Source organism: Caproicibacter sp., assembly GCF_046707225.1.
Lineage (GTDB): Bacteria > Bacillota > Clostridia > Oscillospirales > Acutalibacteraceae > Caproicibacter.
The window spans coordinates 81,855-98,518 of record NZ_JBJKOP010000036.1; the positions used below are offsets into that span (position 1 = coordinate 81,855).

The 16,664-nt window shown below is 51.1% G+C and carries 18 protein-coding genes and 1 pseudogene; 8 read left to right on the forward strand and 11 right to left on the reverse strand.

The genetic code is table 11. The features are described 5' to 3' along the window. Positions 1–41: 41 nt before the first annotated feature. Genes ACLQ3M_RS09515 through ACLQ3M_RS09525 form a run of 3 tightly spaced genes read right to left on the reverse strand, consistent with a single transcriptional unit; the run spans position 42 to position 2,571 of the window. On the reverse strand, positions 42–1,115 hold the full coding sequence (locus ACLQ3M_RS09515) for an LCP family protein (RefSeq protein ID WP_411677450.1): 1,074 nt from the start codon (positions 1,113–1,115) through the stop codon (positions 42–44). Between the two features lie 42 nt (positions 1,116–1,157). Further along, positions 1,158–1,877 (reverse strand): CpsD/CapB family tyrosine-protein kinase, encoded by a 720-nt coding sequence (locus ACLQ3M_RS09520; protein WP_411677451.1) that lies wholly within the window; start codon positions 1,875–1,877, stop codon positions 1,158–1,160. Next, positions 1,858–2,571 (reverse strand): YveK family protein, encoded by a 714-nt coding sequence (locus ACLQ3M_RS09525; RefSeq protein ID WP_411677452.1) that lies wholly within the window; start codon positions 2,569–2,571, stop codon positions 1,858–1,860. The genes ACLQ3M_RS09520 and ACLQ3M_RS09525 overlap by 20 nt, the downstream gene beginning before the upstream one ends. Before the next feature lie 583 nt (positions 2,572–3,154). On the opposite strand from ACLQ3M_RS09525, the gene trpE reads away from it, so the two are divergent. Genes trpE through trpA form a run of 6 tightly spaced genes read left to right on the forward strand, consistent with a single transcriptional unit; the run spans position 3,155 to position 9,657 of the window. After that, a complete protein-coding gene (trpE, locus tag ACLQ3M_RS09530; RefSeq protein WP_411677453.1) occupies positions 3,155–4,621 on the forward strand; it encodes an anthranilate synthase component I in 1,467 nt (488 codons plus the stop codon). Beyond that, positions 4,618–6,264 (forward strand): bifunctional anthranilate synthase component II/anthranilate phosphoribosyltransferase, encoded by a 1,647-nt coding sequence (locus ACLQ3M_RS09535; protein WP_411677454.1) that lies wholly within the window; start codon positions 4,618–4,620, stop codon positions 6,262–6,264. Before trpE ends, ACLQ3M_RS09535 begins: the two co-directional genes overlap by 4 nt. Continuing rightward, on the forward strand, positions 6,261–7,040 hold the full coding sequence (gene trpC, locus ACLQ3M_RS09540) for an indole-3-glycerol phosphate synthase TrpC (protein ID WP_411677455.1): 780 nt from the start codon (positions 6,261–6,263) through the stop codon (positions 7,038–7,040). The genes ACLQ3M_RS09535 and trpC overlap by 4 nt, the downstream gene beginning before the upstream one ends. Further along, positions 7,037–7,672 carry a phosphoribosylanthranilate isomerase gene (locus ACLQ3M_RS09545; RefSeq protein ID WP_411677456.1) on the forward strand — a complete coding sequence of 212 codons (636 nt, stop codon included), beginning with the start codon at positions 7,037–7,039 and terminating at the stop codon, positions 7,670–7,672. Before trpC ends, ACLQ3M_RS09545 begins: the two co-directional genes overlap by 4 nt. A 1-nt stretch (position 7,673) precedes the next feature. Then, the gene (gene trpB / locus ACLQ3M_RS09550) at positions 7,674–8,867 is read left to right on the forward strand and encodes a tryptophan synthase subunit beta (protein ID WP_411677457.1); all 1,194 of its coding nucleotides are present in this window, start codon (positions 7,674–7,676) and stop codon (positions 8,865–8,867) included. Continuing rightward, positions 8,854–9,657 carry a tryptophan synthase subunit alpha gene (trpA, locus tag ACLQ3M_RS09555; RefSeq protein WP_411677458.1) on the forward strand — a complete coding sequence of 268 codons (804 nt, stop codon included), beginning with the start codon at positions 8,854–8,856 and terminating at the stop codon, positions 9,655–9,657. The genes trpB and trpA overlap by 14 nt, the downstream gene beginning before the upstream one ends. A 173-nt stretch (positions 9,658–9,830) precedes the next feature. Here the strand turns inward: trpA and ACLQ3M_RS09560 are convergent, their stop codons facing one another. Next, complete coding sequence (locus ACLQ3M_RS09560; RefSeq protein ID WP_411677459.1) at positions 9,831–10,403, reverse strand: chromate transporter; 573 nt, start codon at positions 10,401–10,403, stop codon at positions 9,831–9,833. Beyond that, positions 10,404–10,976, reverse strand: a complete 573-nt coding sequence (locus ACLQ3M_RS09565) for a chromate transporter (protein WP_411677460.1) — start codon at positions 10,974–10,976, stop codon at positions 10,404–10,406. It abuts the gene before it with no gap. Between the two features lie 114 nt (positions 10,977–11,090). Here ACLQ3M_RS09565 and ACLQ3M_RS09570 point away from each other — a divergent pair, with 114 nt between their 5' ends. Both ACLQ3M_RS09570 and ACLQ3M_RS09575 read left to right on the forward strand, forming a co-directional pair. Further along, the gene (locus ACLQ3M_RS09570; protein ID WP_411677461.1) at positions 11,091–11,960 is read left to right on the forward strand and encodes a LysR family transcriptional regulator; all 870 of its coding nucleotides are present in this window, start codon (positions 11,091–11,093) and stop codon (positions 11,958–11,960) included. Positions 11,961–12,136: 176 nt separating this feature from the next. Then, entirely contained in the window at positions 12,137–12,388 is a 252-nt protein-coding gene (locus ACLQ3M_RS09575; protein ID WP_411677462.1) for an ROK family protein, read from the forward strand. Between the two features lie 21 nt (positions 12,389–12,409). Here ACLQ3M_RS09575 and ACLQ3M_RS09580 read toward each other — a convergent pair whose 3' ends face one another. The 6 genes and pseudogenes from ACLQ3M_RS09580 to ACLQ3M_RS09605 form a co-directional block, all read right to left on the reverse strand. After that, positions 12,410–12,946, reverse strand: coding sequence for a DUF4368 domain-containing protein (locus ACLQ3M_RS09580; protein ID WP_411677463.1), 537 nt, complete (start codon positions 12,944–12,946; stop codon positions 12,410–12,412). Then, positions 12,865–13,110, reverse strand: a complete 246-nt coding sequence (locus tag ACLQ3M_RS09585) for a DUF3847 domain-containing protein (RefSeq protein ID WP_411677464.1) — start codon at positions 13,108–13,110, stop codon at positions 12,865–12,867. The genes ACLQ3M_RS09580 and ACLQ3M_RS09585 overlap by 82 nt, the downstream gene beginning before the upstream one ends. Beyond that, on the reverse strand, positions 13,098–13,529 hold the full coding sequence (locus ACLQ3M_RS09590) for an RNA polymerase sigma factor (protein WP_411677466.1): 432 nt from the start codon (positions 13,527–13,529) through the stop codon (positions 13,098–13,100). The genes ACLQ3M_RS09585 and ACLQ3M_RS09590 overlap by 13 nt, the downstream gene beginning before the upstream one ends. 112 nt (positions 13,530–13,641) lie before the next feature. Beyond that, a pseudogene (locus tag ACLQ3M_RS09595) lies at positions 13,642–14,045 on the reverse strand (sigma-70 family RNA polymerase sigma factor). 439 nt (positions 14,046–14,484) lie between these two features. Further along, entirely contained in the window at positions 14,485–15,063 is a 579-nt protein-coding gene (locus tag ACLQ3M_RS09600) for a TetR/AcrR family transcriptional regulator (RefSeq protein ID WP_411677468.1), read from the reverse strand. Between the two features lie 15 nt (positions 15,064–15,078). Then, positions 15,079–16,560 carry a carboxylesterase/lipase family protein gene (locus tag ACLQ3M_RS09605; protein ID WP_411677469.1) on the reverse strand — a complete coding sequence of 494 codons (1,482 nt, stop codon included), beginning with the start codon at positions 16,558–16,560 and terminating at the stop codon, positions 15,079–15,081. Between the last annotated feature and the right edge of the window lie 104 nt (positions 16,561–16,664).

The window sequence follows — 16,664 nt, forward strand, 5'->3', positions numbered from 1 at the left end:
TTTTCACTCCTCCCAATCAGACACGAATTTCCCCGGCCGGATCAGCCGTAGATTTGTTTCTGAATCTCCGCGATATTTTTGGAAAAGTCGATTTTCAGAACGGTCATTCCACGAATGTTCCGGCAGGAAAAGGTTCCGTCGATCGGAATATGACACGATTCCACCTTGTAGTTGGGGTAAGAAGGCAGAAGCAGGAGCAGCGAGAGCAGTTCTCCCTTGCTCAAATTGGTGGAAATATCCGGTAAAAATGTGTTCAGCAGGCTTGCTGACTCAAAGAGACTTTGTGTTTTCAGCTTTTCCAGTGCTTTTCTCAGGATCACGCGCTGCCGGTCGGTCCGGTAAAAATCCCCGCTCCCGATGGAGCGGATGCGCGCGTAGCTTAGCGCCTGTTTTCCATTCAGAACCTGTTTTCCGGCGGAACACAGAACTCCGTCGTTTTCAGAAATGCCGTACCAGAGGTTTATATTTCGGATATACTCATTGGCCGCTGCGATTTCGTCGTCGGTGACATCGATTTCAATGCCCCCGATCCGGTCGATGAATTGCATGAAAGAGGAGAAATCCACGGAGATGTAACGATCCACCTGTACCTGAAAATTGCGCCGGATGGTCTCAAGAAGAAGGTTTGGCCCACCGAATGCGTTTGCGGCGTTCAGGCGGTTATCCTGTCCGATTCCGGGAATCCGAAGGTAAATGTCGCGCAGAAAGGATGTAAAGGCCACTCGCTTGGTTCGGCGGTCGATGGAAACCAGTATCATGGTGTCTGAGCGCCCTTTTTGGCCCGGAACTCTGCTGTCGCTGCCGATCAGAAGAAGGTTGAAAACATTTTGCTTTTCCGGAAGAGAGGCAGCGTCCTTGAGAAGCTGTTCTTCCACGAGGCTTCCCGGGGCGCCGGATTGATTCTGGGAAGACTCCGGCGCCGTCCGGCTGTCGGAATCGGTAGAGATGACGGGAACAGGGCTTTTTGTTTCCGGGTCATAATGAATCCTGTTCAGGTAATAATTGAAGAGGAAGATTCCGGAAAGAAAAAAGAGGAGAAGAACTTCGGCAATCACGGTAGCGGCGATCCAAGCCGCTTGCTTTCCGGTTCCCTTTCTTTTTCCATGTCTCTTCATTCTTCAACTTCCTTTTTTTTGCAGGAAAGAGGATTGTTTTTATCATGGGCAGGGTTCACTGGTTTTGCCGTATCTGTCGTATCGGTATTTGCAATCCCTGGGTTCCGGCTTCATTCCGTTCAAGATGATCCCAAGAATTTTTGCTTCCGCCATTTTCAGCGTTTCAACGGTTTTGGTCAGCTCCGGATAGGTGGAAATTCCGTCCCGGACGACAAGGATCACCCCGTCGGAGATCTTTGCAAGAGGCAGGGCGTCCACGACGATATTGACGGGTGACGTGTCCATGATGATATAGTCATAGTAAGGCTCCAGGCAAGCGAGCAGATTTTTCATTGCAGAACTTGCCAGAAGCTCCGACGGATTGGGTACGGCCACGCCGCTGCAGATTACGGACAGATTGGGCTCTTCCGTAGGCCGGGTTACATCTTTCACCCCGCACATGCTTCCAAGATAATTTGTCAGCCCGACCGTGTTGTCCAGACCGAAGTATTCGTGAATTTTTGGTCTGCGCAGGTCGGAATCGATCAGAAGAACTTTTATATCCACCTGCTGCGCCAGTGATTTTGCAAGATTGACGGAAGTTGTGGTTTTTCCTTCCGCATCGAGCGAACTGGTGACGATGACTTTTTTGCATTCCTTTTTCAGCAGAGAAAAAGCAAGGCTTGTTCTTGCCACTTTATACGCTTCGGTAACCTGAAACGTAAGGCTTGGGTCCGTGAAAGGCTTTTTGGGGTGGCCTTTTTTAAAATGTTGTTTTTTCAAATTGGATCCACCTTTTTCCCTTTCTGAAATTTTTATGAAAAGCAGGAATTGCTGCAAGGATTGGAAGATCTAGGTTTCCGGCAAGGTTATCGCTTCTGATTTTTAGATTGAAAAACAATTGCAGAAACAGGATAAAAACACAGCCCGCAGCGCCCAGCAAAAAACCCAGGGCGCTGAGCAGCACGTTGTTTGGAAAAGACGGCTTTTCGGGAATTACCGCCGGGTCGACGACTTCCAGCGTGGAATTTTTTTTGAGGCTTCCGATGGTGGACGGGGCAAGCGCGGTGATGGAATCGGCAATGCTTTTGGCATCGCCCGGCGTGTGTGCGGAGACTTTTGCCTGAAAAACTTCCGTTTGGTTCATCGGAGAGAACTCAATCATTTTTCCAAAATGATCTACAGTATCTTTGATGCCGGACCTTTCCATGACCTTTTGGTAAAAACTTCTGGTCTGCAGCATTTCTATATAGGTGTTCACTATTTTCTGGGCGTAGTCGAGGGCGTTGATGTTCATGGTTGGGTCGGGATTGCTTTCCGGAGTATAAACATACAGCTTCACCGTCGAAACATATGTTTTCGGAACAATATATTTTGATATTCCATAGGCGGCCGCCGCGCAGAGGAAGGCGCTGAGAAGAATCGGCAGAAATTTTTTTCTGATTAGCTTCAACATCTGTACCATTGATATTTCCATAATTCCTCCGTGAATTTAAAAAATAGTACATCCTTGAATAGGCTTGTTTCACTTTTCTAATTTCATTTATATGTCGCTTTCCTACAGAAATAACCTTCTCCCGGATAAAAAAGAAACCGCTGCGAAAGATCGGCCGGAGCCGTGTCGAAAACGCAAATGCGGCATAAAATGATTGAAAAAGGATATTGACAAAATTGCGATACGCCTTTATAATAAGTCCAATTTCATACGAAAAATCCTGCGAGCAAAGGTAAGTAGCAGACACGGCGGTGTCACAGAGAGCGCGGTAACGGTGAGAGCCGGCACATACGATGGCTGCGAATGGATTTGTGAGGAGCACAGAGAAAGGCTTTGGCCCAGTATCTGCCGCCGCGTCCGCGCGTTACAGCGGAAGGGTATTCATGCGTTTTGTGCGGCGTACCTGTTTGTAAGCGGCGCAGCATCGCAGTGTACCTGTTTTGAGGGGAACAATTTTTGTTCCCGAATAAGGGTGGCACCACGAGTCCATCGTCCCTGATATATCAGGGACGATGGGCTTTTTTTTATTTATTTAAACCCCAAAACGAAAAAAGGAGAATGGGCCATGTTGTATCCGCCGATTGAAACCGTAACAACCCTGCTGCAAAATTTTCGAACGGTGCCCGTCTTTTCCGCGGAACTGATGGACTGCCGCACACCCGTCGGAATTTTCGCCGCGCTGAAGGAAAATTCGAAAAATTGCTTTCTTTTGGAAAGCGTGGAGCAGTCCGAGCGATGGGGACGTTATTCCTTTATCGGCGTGAATCCGAAAGAGGAACTCGTCCTCCGCGGTGGCGCCGTAACAATTCGGTCGGCGGAAGAGGCTTATGAGGAGCCGGTTACGGATCCGGCGGAATTTTTGGCCGGGTATCTTAAAAAGTACAGGTCTCCGCATTTTTCCGGGCTTCCCCGATTTACGGGCGGCCTTGCGGGATACTTTGGCTATGATATTCTCCGCTATCTGGAGCCGAAGCTTGGCCGGCCCCCGCGGAACGATCTTGAGATGCCGGACAGTGTTCTTCACCGGTATGACGAGGTGGTCGCGATCGATCATCTGAGCGGAAAAGCCTATGTGATTCTTCATATCGACGGAAACGCGGAGATAAAGCAGCAGTACGGAGCCTGTGAAGAACGGGCAAAGGAGCTTTTCCGGCAGATGGGCGGCGAGCCTAAGCTGGGCGTCCGGAAAACCTTGGCAGAACCGGTGATTCGATCCAATATTTCAAAACAGGATTTCATCCGCCGTATTGAGACGGCAAAGCGTTTTATCCGTGCCGGGGATATTTTTCAGGTGGTTCCGTCTCGGCGGTTTGAAGCCGAAAATCCGCCGGACGCGTTTTCGGTGTACCGGATGCTCCGCGCGACGAATCCCTCGCCTTACCTTTACTATTTTCAGGCTCCGGATTATCAGATTGCGGGCGCGTCGCCGGAGATGCTCGTCCGGGTCGAGGACGGAGTCGTCATGAACAAGCCGATTGCGGGGACATCGCCGCGGGGAAGAGACGAAACGGAGGACAGACGGCTGGAACGCGAACTGCTGCGGGATGAAAAGGAATGTGCCGAGCACGCCATGCTGGTCGACCTTGGGCGAAACGACGTCGGCCGTGTTTCCAAATTCGGCACGGTGAAGGTTTGTGATTTCATGCATGTGGAGAGGGCCTCCAGAGTCATGCATCTGGTCAGTGAGGTTCATGGAGAGCTGAGAGAGGATAAAACCGCGGTGGATGCGCTTTTTTCCGTTCTTCCGGCGGGAACGCTTTCCGGGGCGCCGAAAATCCGGGCGATGCAGATCATTGACGAGCTGGAGCCCGTCAAGCGCGGCGTGTACGGTGGGGCGATCGGGTACCTCGGCTTCGACGGAAACGCGGATACCTGCATAGCCATCCGCACGGCGCTGTTTCACAACGGAAAGGCTTATGTTCAGGCGGGCATGGGCATTGTGGCCGACAGCGACCCGGAAAAAGAATACGAGGAATCCGCGAACAAGGCTCAGGCGGTGCTGGAAGCAATTCGGAGGGCGGCGGAATTATGATACTTCTTCTCGACAATTACGATAGCTTTACCTATAATCTGCGCGACCGTATCGGCGTATTTTACCCGGATGTCCGCGTCGTGAGAAGCGATACGATCACCCCGGATGAAATCGGCGCAATGCAACCTGCGGCAATCCTGATTTCCCCCGGGCCGGGCTACCCGAAGGACGCCGGAGTTTCCGTCGAAGCAGTCCGCAGGTTCAGCGGAAAAATACCCATTCTCGGCGTGTGCCTTGGGCACCAGTCCGTCGGCGAGGCGTTCGGCGGCAAAACCGTTCCCGCGGAGCGGCTGATGCACGGAAAAGCGAGCCCTATTTCGATTGACGGCGGTTGCCCGCTGTTTTTTGGCCTGCCGGATAAAATCAGGGCCGCGCGGTATCACTCGTTGATTTTGGAGCGCGGTTCCCTGCCGGACTGCCTGCAAATCACTGCGCTGGACGCGGATGGCCAGATTATGGGAGTCCGGCACAAGACGGACCCTACGTTTGGAGTACAGTTTCACCCGGAGTCCGTGATGACTCCGGCGGGGGACAGAATTCTGTATAATTTTTTGAAAGAGGTGTGCAAATTGGAAATGAAAACAGCCGCGCCGTCGATCCCGGTAGAAAAAAGAGTCGCTCTCAAGCCGTTTCTTGCGAAGGTGGTTGACGGAGAAAACCTGACGGAAAGGGAAGCCCGCGACGCCATGGACTGCATTATGAGCGATCAAGCGACGGATTCCCAGATCGCGGCGTTTATCACCGCGCTGCGCATGAAGGGCGAAACCATCGACGAAATCACCGGGTTTGCCAGAATTATGCGCCAAAAGGCAAAGCTCGTTCCAATGTCCCCCGCCGCGGTGGACATTGTCGGGACGGGCGGCGATCTTTCGAACAGCTTCAACATTTCCACAACCTCCGCGTTCGTGGCGGCGGGCGCGGGACTCAGGGTGGCAAAGCACGGCAACCGCAGCGTTTCCAGCAAGAGCGGCGCCGCCGATGTGTTGGAAGCGCTTGGAGTCAGGATTTCTATCACGCCGGAGCAAGCTGCCGAATGTATGGAGCGATGCGGCATGACGTTTCTGTTCGCGCAGAGGTTCCACGGCTCCATGCGTTTCGCTGCGGGGCCGCGCCGGGAAACGGGAATCCGGACGGTGTTCAACATCCTCGGCCCTCTCTCCAATCCCGCGCACGCGGAGGGAATGCTTCTCGGCGTATACGACGAAGCCCTGCTGGAGCCGCTTGCCGAAGTGCTGCGAAATCTTGGCGTAAAGAGCGCGATGCTGGTACATGGCAACGACGGCCTGGACGAGGTCAGCGTTTCGGACCGGACCGCGGTGTGCGAGATCATGGACGAAAAGCTGCTGCGCTACGAGCTGAACCCGTGTGACTACGGCATCGGTCTCACAAAGAAAGAGGAGATCGTGGGAGGCACGGCGCAGGAAAACGCGAAAATCACACTGGATGTTTTAAGCGGTCAAAAGGGCCCGGCAAGGGACATTGTAATTTTGAACGCGGGGTGCGCCCTGTACGTCGGCAAACTGGCGGAAACCATTCAGCGCGGCGTGAATCTTGCGGAGCATTCCATCGACAGCGGCGCGGCCTTGCAGAAGCTGAGGGAACTAAAGGAACTGACCAACCGCTTTCCGGGTGACGCTTCATGATTCTGGATGAAATCGCGGAAAAGAGAAAAGAGCAACTGAGACGCGAGAGGAACGCTGTTCCCTATGAGGAAATTCGAAAAGCCGCGGAGCGGGCCGGACCGGCAAGAAATTTTAAAGCGGCTCTGAGAAAGAAAAAACTTTCGGTAATTGCGGAAGTAAAAAGAGCGTCGCCGTCAAAAGGGCTGATCTGCGCCGAGTTTCATCCGGCGGAGATTGCGAACCGTTACGAGGCCGCGGGCGCGGACGCTCTCTCCGTCCTGACGGAGGAGGCCTATTTTCAGGGCTCCTCCCAGGTTCTGCGGGAAGTGAGACGGGAAACTTCCCTTCCAATCCTGCGAAAGGATTTTGTGATCTCTCCGTATCAGATTTACGAGGCGAGAGCGATCGGAGCGGACGCGGTACTGCTGATTGCCGCTTTGTTGGACGCGTCCAGGCTCAGCGAGTATAAAGCGCTGGCGGATTCCGTCGGCCTTGCCTGTCTGATGGAGGCCCATAACGAGGAGGAACTGGAAAAAGTCCTCGGCGCGGGGGCGGAAATCGTGGGGATCAATAACCGCGACCTGAAAACCTTCCGGGTTGATCTAAGCACGACCGCGCGCCTTTCAAAGCTGGTTCCGGCGGAATGCGTCCTGGTCTCTGAAAGCGGGATTGCCTCCCGTGCGGACATGGAGGCAGCAAAACAGGCGCACGCGGACGCCGTTCTGATCGGGGAGATGCTGATGCGCAGTGCGGACCCTGCCGCCCTGCTGCGCGAATGGAGGGGTGATTCGGGTTGAAAATCAAATTCTGCGGAATCAGGCGGCCGGAAGACGTCGCTTACATGAATGAATTCCGTCCGGATTACGTCGGTTTTGTCTTTGCCGGGGCAAAACGCCGCGTCACGCCGGAAAAAGCCGCCGCTTTGGCAGGTTTGCTGGATGCCGGCATCCGGAAGGTCGGCGTCTTTGTCGACGAGCCGCCGGAAAACATTGCCCGCACCGCAAAACTCGCGGGATTGGATGTGGTTCAGCTTCACGGATCGGAAACGGCGCAGGGGATTGAAAGGCTGCGCGACCTGCTGCCGGAGGCGGAGATCTGGAAAGCGGTGCGGGTCGAAAACAGCGGCAGTATTCCGCACGCGCAGAGGCTGGGGGCGGATATGCTGCTCCTGGACAGCTTTTCGGTTACGGAGCAGGGCGGAACCGGAAAAACGGCTGATTTGAATCTGATCCGGAAAGCAAATCTTTCGTCGCCCTTTTTCCTCGCGGGCGGGCTGAACAGCGGTAACATTGGGCCGATCGTGAGGGAATTCTCTCCCTATGGGGTAGATGTTTCCAGCGGGATTGAAACCGGCGGCGTGAAAGACCGCCGGAAGATCGAACAAATCATGAGGATTCTTCGGAAAGAATCCGGAAAGGCGGTAGGCTGAGATGCAAAAAGTCGGAAGATACGGCGAATTCGGCGGACAATATGTGCCGGAAACGCTGATGAGCGCGGTTCATGAGCTTGAAAGAGCTTACGAATCTTACAGCAAAGACCCTGAATTCGTCTCCGAACTGGAAAGACTGTACCGCGATTATGCCAATCGCCCGTCTCCGCTTTACTACGCGAAGCGGATGACAGGAGACCTTGGCGGGGCGAAAATTTACCTCAAGCGCGAAGATTTGAATCATACCGGAGCCCATAAGATCAACAATGTGCTCGGGCAGATTCTTCTGGCGCAGCGCATGGGCAAAAAAAGAATCATCGCCGAAACCGGCGCGGGACAGCACGGGGTGGCGACCGCGACGGCGGCGGCGATGTTCGGGATGAAATGCGAAGTGTTTATGGGTGTGAAAGATATGGAGCGCCAGTCTTTGAATGTATACCGCATGGAGCTGCTCGGCGCAAAAGTGACGGGGGTCGAGTCGGGTACCGGCACGCTGAAAGACGCCGTGAACGAAGCAATGCGCGACTGGGCGACCCATGTGGAGGATACCTATTATCTGATCGGTTCGACGATGGGGCCTCATCCTTACCCGATGATGGTGCGGGATTTTCAAAAGGTCATCGGAAAGGAAATCAGAGGGCAGCTTTCCGAATGTGAGGGCAGGCTGCCGGACTGCGTGATTGCATGCGTCGGCGGCGGATCCAACGCAATGGGCGCGTTTTATGAGTTTATCCCCGAAAAGGGTGTTCGTCTGCTGGGCGCGGAGGCGGCGGGAAAGGGGGTCGATACAGCACTTCACGCGGCGACGGTCACAAAGGGGTCCGCCGGTATCTTCCACGGGATGAAATCGCTGTTCCTTCAAAACGACGAGGGGCAGATCATGCCGGTCTACTCCATTTCCGCCGGGCTGGATTACCCCGGAATCGGCCCGGAGCACGCCGAGCTTGCCGCAAGCGGGCGCGCGCAATATGTTCCGGTTACGGACGAGGAGGCGGTATGCGCGTTTGAGTATCTTTCCAAAACGGAGGGGATTATCCCGGCGATAGAATCCGCGCATGCCGTCGCAGCCGCAATGCGGATCGCGCCGGAAATGGAGAGAGATCAAATTCTGGTGATCAATCTTTCCGGCCGCGGGGATAAGGATGTTGCCTCAATTGCAAAGTACAGGGGGGTGAAGCTTAATGAACAGGATTGACCGAAAGTTCGCGCTGCTGAAAGAAAAGGGGGAAAAGGCGCTGATCGCTTTTGTGACGGCGGGAGACCCAAATTTGGAAACGACCGAAAAATTGGTTCTTGCCATGTTTTCGGCGGGGGCGGATCTGGTGGAGATCGGCGTGCCGTTTTCGGACCCCGTGGCGGAAGGGCCGGTGATTCAAAAAGCCAGCAGCAGGGCCCTCAATTCAGGTACGACTCTGATGAAAATTTTTGCGCTTGTGAAAAAGCTGCGTGAAAAAACCGACGAGCCGATTTTATTCATGCTGTATCTGAACAGTATTTTTCGGTTTGGGAAAGAGCGCTTTTTCAGTCTTTGTTCGGCGAACGGCGTGGACGGCGTCATTGTGCCCGATATGCCGTTTGAAGAACGGGACGAAATTTTGGGTACGGCGGAAAAATACGGCGTGATTTCCATCAGCATGGTGGCACCGACTTCCCACGAGCGCATTGCGATGATCGCGTCTTCCGCAAAAGGATTCCTTTACTGCGTCTCTTCCACGGGAGTGACCGGGACCCGGAATCGGTTCACGACTGATTTCGACGCCTTTTTCGGAGCGATCCATCGGGCCGCAAAGGTTCCCTGTGCCGTGGGATTCGGAATTTCCGACCCGGAACAGGCGGAGCGGATGGCTTCTTACTGCGACGGAGTGATCGTGGGCAGCGCCCTTGTAAAAATCGTGGAACGTGAGAGGGCAAACGCCGTCATCCCGGTTTCAGATTTTGTAAAATCCCTTTGCAGGGCGGTAAAGCGTGCAAATTCCGAAAAATAAGAAACGGCTGTCTGAAAAACGGAGCCCGGCATTGGGGAAAAATGAACTTTCTATCAGACAGCCGGTGCGATTAGGCCGATCAAAATTCGCGCAAATATCAAAAAACATCCGGATGCGGGTTACTACTGCCGCATCCGGATGTTTTGCTGTATAGCAATACGATGGAAGGAAGATTAAAGAAATTGATAACAGATGAGCCCTACAATGCCGGAGCCAAGCATTACAGTAATCGGATTCGCTTTAAACTTTCTGAGTATGATAAATGCCGCGAGGAAAAGGATTCCCGCCACGACATCAAACTGCGACAGATTTGCGCTCAGCCAGGAGGAGGCTTTTCCGTTAAATAATGCCATCAGCAGGATGGATAATCCGGCCGACGCGATCAGCGATACCACGGATGGCCTCAGGCCCTTCAAGGCTCCCTTGATCACCCAAAGATCCTGGTATTTATAGTAGAAATAAGCGATGGTCAGCACGATGATACAGGAGGGAGCGACGCATCCGATGGTAGCGACGACGGCCCCGGCGACTCCCGCGATCCGCATCCCGACAAAGGTTGAGGAGTTGATGGCGATGGGGCCCGGCGTCATCTGGGAGATCGTGATGATGTCGACAAACTCCTTCATGGACATCCAATGGTTTAAGTCGACCACCTGAGCCTGAATAATCGGCATGGCCGCGTAGCCGCCGCCGATGCTGAACAGTCCGATCTGAAAAAAGCTCCAGAATAATTTCAGATAAATCAATCAGCTCATCTCCTTTTTGCTCAGCTTGTGGAAAAGGCCGTTTGCCAGACCGAGCAGGCCGCACACCAGAATAATCAGCTTGACATCCACGTCAAAAATTGTAACCGCCAAAAAGGAGACAATCATAATCGAAGCGGTGAAAATGCTTTTTTCACGAAAAATATCTTTTCCCATCTTGACCGTCACGTCGGCGATCACCGCTGCCACGCCCGCGCTCATGCCGCGTAAAACATACTTGACGATCGTGCTTTTCTGAAACGAAACATAAAAAAGTGATATGACGGAAAGAATGACCAGCGGCGGCAGAACGGTTCCCAAAATTGTGATGAAGGTGCCGGGAAGCCCCGCCAGACGGTAGCCAATCAGAATAGAGGCGTTTACCGCGATGGCACCCGGTGTGGACTGGGCGATGGCGACCAGGTCGAGCATTTCCTTTTCCTCAATCCATTTGTATTCGTCCACAAACTTTTTTTGCATCAGCGGGACAATAACATAGCCTCCGCCGAAGGTAAAGGCGCTCAAATAGAATGTTGAGGAAAACAATTTCCAGTAAAATTTCCATCCCTTATTCATTCAAAAATCCTTCCATCTATCAAAATTAACTTTATTATACAACTTGATAATTTATAAGTAAAATAATATAATATTATCAAAATCATATCTTTTTTAATATCAGGAGGAAGAACGTTGACTTTACGGCACATGAAGATATTTGTCGCCGTCTGCGACTGCGGCAGCGTTACGGCTGCCGCCCGGAACCTTGGGCTTGCGCAGCCGGCGGTCAGCCTCGCGATCAAAGAGTTGGAAACCTATTATGGAATCAAACTTTTTGACAGAATCTCCAGAAAACTTTTTGTTACGGAAAAGGGAAAGACGTTTTTGCAGTATGCCAGACAGATTGTCTCATTGTTCGATGAAATGGAAAACGGGGTGAAGGACTGGGATTCTTTCGGGATGCTTCGGGTTGGTTCCAGCGTTACGATCGGCACCTGCCTACTTTCCCAATTTATCGCGCGGTTCTCTCCCCAATACCCCAATGTCAAGGTTCGTGTCACGATTGACAATTCAAGCGTAATTGAAGATAAAATACTCCTGTCCCAACTGGATTTTGCTCTGATTGAAGGGCAAATACACTCGGAAAATATTATTTCCAAAAGTTTTATGGAAGACGAGCTCGTTCTGGTCTGCGGAGCGCATCATCCGCTCGCCGCCGCTCAGGAAATATCGCTGGAGGAACTGCTCGGGCAAACCCTGATTCTGCGCGAAAAAGGAAGCGGAACCCGCGAATTGTTCGACAGCACGCTTCTGACGCATGGGCTGACGGCAGCCCCCGCGTGGGAAAGCATCAGTACGGAAGCTATTATCGGCGCGGTGTCCTGTGGAATGGGGGTATCCGTTCTTCCTTATAAGCTGGTAAGGCGGGAACTGGAGGAGCGCCGGCTGGTAAGGATTTTCATTCCTCATATCAAGTTTCAACGCAGCTTTACCGTGATACGTCATAAGGATAAGCACCTTTCCAAATCGGCGCAGGCGTTTATCCGTTTGGTAACCGGCTGAAGCGCGGCAATGCGAGCGGTTCCCGGACCTTTCGCTCAATGAAACAGGGGACGTGAGCCGCGTCCCCTGCTTGTGCCGTATGTCAGTTTTTTTCGTCCTTTGTGGTTTTCATCCGTGTGGCTTTCTCCATTGGCAGACCCGTATCGTAATCCAGCTGCCGTATTTTTATTAAATACATGCAGCCGGGCATTGGCGCCACCTTTTTGAAAGACGGAGAAATTTACCGCGGAGAATCCTATTTTTCCATGGAGATTGGCCATACGATCATCGACGCGGAGGGAGACTATTGTCCGTTGTGCCGACGCCGCGGCTGTCTGGAAAGCATTATTTCCATCGACATGATTGTCGGAACTCTGTTTTCTTCCGTCCGCTTTCGGACAGTGTCCGTAAGGGAGCAGCTTTTTTCATGGCGAGCGGCGGCGTTATAAAAACGGCACTCGGCCCAATATTCAGTTTTGCGAACCGGCTTCCGCCCAGCTCTGCGGGTCAACCGCACCGATGTTGTTGTAGATGATCTCCACTTTCTGGCGGCGGTCGCCCCGGGCCTGCTCCGGCTCATAGACGATAATTTTCTCAATAAACTCATGGACGATGGCGGGAGTCAGCTTCTCAATCTCGGTGGTGCGGCGAACCAGAGCGAGGAAGCTGTCCACGTTGGCGGTCTGCTGTTCCTGACCGGAAATCTCCGTTTCCAGCGTGGCAACCGTTTCTTTTAACCCAGACTGCTCCGTTTCAAGTTTAGTGGACATTTTCGCATACCGTTCATCCGGCACCTTGCCCGAAACGTTGTCCTCGTACAGCCGTTCAATCAGTGTGTCGATCTCCGCAATGCGGCGGCGGTGCTTGGAAACGGCCCGTTTTTTCGCCGCCGTTTCCCGGCTCTGTTCCTGACGGCTGTTATCCATCACAAGGCGCACAAACCGCTTTTCATTCTGTGAAACGAACCGGAGCAGTTCCCGCAGCTCTTCCAGCACAATCTGTTCCAACGCGCCCCGCGCTCAATGAGACGGTGCGTCCTCGCTTTTCGCTCTGCGTCGGCTTTCCGGTTGAGTAAAATTTTCTGCCGGTTTTCAAGCTGGCGGATTTTCTCCCTCACGGCTTCCGACTCCTGTTTGGATGTTGGCATATCGTTCTCAATCACTCCATCCATTTTTTCTTTTCAAAATAGCGTCTGAGATTTCTCGCACCTTTCCTTACGGAATCGCAAACACCGCTGCTGTTTACGTCTTCGGCGCGGGCAATGTCCACTTTCTTCATACCGAGAATGTAATGCGCATAAACGCGCCGCGCCTGAATGGGCGGCAGATGGTCAAGAGCTTCATAAAGCTGTTGCATCGAAACCTTTTGCATGAGAATTTCTTCAGGTGACGGCTCTGTGTGAAGAATACTGTTTTCAATACCATCGCCGCGATCCAGAGAGTAATAGGCTTTGTCATACCAAGCCCGGTGGTGATAATTATCTTCCTGCCGCTTTGCAAACAAAAATGCCTCGGCAACTTCGTCACTGACTTCAATGAAACAATCTTCATTGAGAAATGGATAATACTTGCGCAAGTTGATGGTGGGCATACGGCTAACCTCCAGACAGTAAACGGGACAGACAGATTCAACTGCCTGTCCCGTTTACCCATGTGATAGGGCAGAAGCCCTTCACCGGGTTAGCCTGAAAATACGCTTCCGATCACTCTGTCTGCAAAAAACATTTCACCTTCCTTCTAACCGCTTCGATGCTTCTCATAATAGCGGACTTGGAACATCCGCAGATGTTACCAATCTGGGAACAACTGAGCCCTTCTAAAGCGTAAAGCAAAAAGCGATAACGCTGTTTTTCGTGCAGCTTTCCAATGCCGTCGTGATCTCCCGGAGGGTTTTTTTTCGACAGAGCCAATCTTCCGGCGTTTCGTAGTAACTCCTGCTGCACTCATGCGCTATAATGTACTCGTCAAACTCGCGCCCATCCCAATGGCGGCGCTGCTCATGGAACAAGTTCTCGGTTTTGTGATCGGCCTGAACAAGATATTCTCCGACTTCGACGGATACTTCCACGTTTACGCTTTGTCCGTAAATTTTGATATGTACCTCCATGATTTTTCCATCCTTTCTGAATGTTTTGAAAATCCAGAAAAGACGGCGGGAGGCGAACGGCAACGGGACAAAAAAATGCCCAGTGGGAGAGCATCCCAAAGGGCAGTACGAAAGCTGTTATATTTTATACAATGCCGATTAAGGTCAGAATGACCCCAATGAGCAATTCGGCTTTTTTTGAGGCATAAACGCCTGTCAGATAAAATCTGTTGTCCGCTTGTCACGCTTGGCCGCAAATTTGCGGCCAATGATATTGTGAATTACGTTGGATGAACATAACAAAATCCTCCAAACCAACAAGTTTGGAGGATTCCCATTCAGAAAAAGGTATGGAAAGAATCCCGCCAAACCCTGTTTTTTTGTTTGACGGGTGTCGCCCTATTTGTCCTTGACCAGCTAATATTCTATTTAAACTTCAATTTTTACCATACCATTACTTTTAAGGCTTCAGAATCGCGACAATCCAATCGCTTTTTGGAAACGGCAATTCCTGCAAAAGAGATTTATTTAGTGCAATACCCTGTATTGCACTCCAATAGGCATTAGAAAGTGCCAAAGGATCGCCCTGCCGTGTCTGGCCCACTTTTTGTCCAATAGATATCAGCGTCGCTGTCGGCGTTATCAGGTCATAATTATTCAGAAGTTCTTTTACACTGTCCGGCGTTGCTGCCGACCAAAAGGCCTGCATGATTAATACAAATAGTTTCAGACTGCGATCATTCTTTTCAAAAACACTGAGCGCCGTTTCGGTGACTTTTTGAAGTGTATCAATTGGATTTTCAGTTTGAAGCAGCATCTGTTCGATATATTTCTGTCCTTCAACCGCCTCTTTGATTAATTCAAAGTAGATTTTCTCTTTCGACTCGTAATAGTTGAAAAACACACCGGTAGCAATCTGCAATTTTTGGGCGATGTCACGAATTCCAGTGGATACATACCCCTGGCTGATAAATAGATCTAAACTACAGTCCCTTATTTGTTTTTCTCTGCTGATTCGTTGCTGTTCCCGAAGTCTCATAATACATTCATCCCTTTATCTCAGTCGGCCGGTTAAATAATCCCTTACGAACGCCACCTTTGGGTCATCCGATTTTTCTATCATTTCTATTTTATCCCCAAAACTCATTGCATGTGGAATGGTATTTGTATAGGCTGTCCATTCCGGCAATTCGGCTCCGTTTGGATTTCCGAATTTAGCAAAATTTGTCCAGTATTGCGACATTGCAAGAGATATTTCGTAATCGGTGTTTTCAAACGGCCTCCAGCACTCTCTCAATGTTTCAAAGACATACCACAATTCACAGTTATGATACGCTCCGGCACCGTCACCTGGTAACGCACGGATAAACGAATACACATACATGGGAGCTCGGTTGCCCTGATCAGCCTGCACCTGTGCCCATGCACGCGCTACTCCGGCCATATGAACAGCCATAAAATTATCAAAACCGGTCAATTTATGATCAGTACAAAACAAATTGATAAATTTGTCGGCAAATTTGCCATAGAAGTTTTTCATGTTGTTCCGAAACATGTCTTCCGGCATGTTTTTGAAGACCATTCGCATTTCATCTGCCGTTGATCCGATCAGATAAGGAATATTGTGCTGATGACCATGATAAATGGCGTCCGATACGTCTTCCGGCAATATTACTCCATCAATATTGGGCCGGAATGCAATGCGGTCCTTTGAAAAACCGGACGCTGCCATGATGAGTTCTTGAGCCGGGACTTCTCTGAGCTCCTTTAGAGTTGATTTATTGATTTTACCCGCAAATTCAGATCCCTGTTTCTCGGCATTCTGGAGTTTAACATACTCAATCATGTGAATACCGCCGCCGCTTTGCATGATTGCCTTTGTAAACAATTCTTTGGTCAATGGAGAGGTGGAAAGGGCCTGTACGCACATGGCACCGGAGGACTGACCAAAAATCGTAACATTAGCGGGATCGCCGCCAAAACCTACGATATTATTCTTTATCCAACGTAGTGCGGTAATCTGGTCGAGAAGCCCGTAATTTCCGGAAATACCGTCTTTAGTTTCCCTTGAAAGTTCCGGGTGCGCCAAAAAACCTAATATTCCAAGCCGATAATTTATTGTTACGACAATGACGCCATGTTCCGCAAGTTTTTCACCGTCAAACTCAATTTCATGACCGTATCCCTGACGAAAACTACCGCCGTGTATCCACATCATCACAGGTGTTTTTGCATCATCGGACACAGCGGGAGTCCATATATTCAGATAGAGGCAATCCTCGCTCATCGGGTTGGGATCCGTGTGAAACTCACGTTTATAGTAGGGATCCATTAGCATTTCGTTCTGAATACAGGCATTTCCATACGAATCAGCTTTTCGAATTCCACTCCATGGTATAACAGACTGCGGTGCCTTCCAGCGCAAATCACCTACAGGTGGCGCTGCATATGGTATACCCTTGAATATGGAGACTTTACCCGTGCCATCTGTGACACCAGAAACATAGCCGCCTTCAACTTTTACTGTTTGCATCATCAGAATTCACCTCACAAGATATATAATGAACAGTCGTTCTATGAACATAGGTTCATTATATCTCAAACATTTCCTGTTGTCAATGTTAAAAAGGGCTGCCTTAC